We start from the raw sequence: 246 nt of genomic DNA, 5'->3' as shown, positions 1-246 counted from the left end.
CCGGTTGGTCCGTTGAATTTGGCGCCGTTGGAGGATGTGGGTTTTCAGGCTGATCTTGAGGCGGTGTTGTGGTCGGGTGGTGGGTTTGTGGTGGGTGCGGATCCGTCGTCGCATCCGTTTGGTGGGTTGGTGAATGATGGTGGTCCGGGGCGGTCTGGTCGGGGCAACAATTGTATGGATTGTTCGTTGGCGGGGTTGTCGACGTTTCTTGGTCGGCCGATGGTGTCGTTGCCGCGCTGGCCGGAC

At 60.6% G+C, this 246-nt stretch carries 1 protein-coding gene; it reads left to right on the top strand.

Annotation, left to right across the window (positions count from 1 at the left end; genetic code table 11):
• Positions 1 to 12 precede the first annotated feature (12 nt).
• Positions 13 to 246: hypothetical protein (locus tag ACFHWT_RS31630; protein ID WP_416598386.1), on the top strand; the 234-nt coding region annotated here is incomplete at its 3' end.

It is taken from the genome of Micromonospora sp. LOL_021, from assembly GCF_048060215.1.
GTDB lineage: Bacteria > Actinomycetota > Actinomycetes > Mycobacteriales > Micromonosporaceae > Micromonospora_E.
The sequence above is the reverse complement of the archived record's forward strand: the minus strand, read 5'-3'. Positions and strand labels throughout refer to the sequence as shown.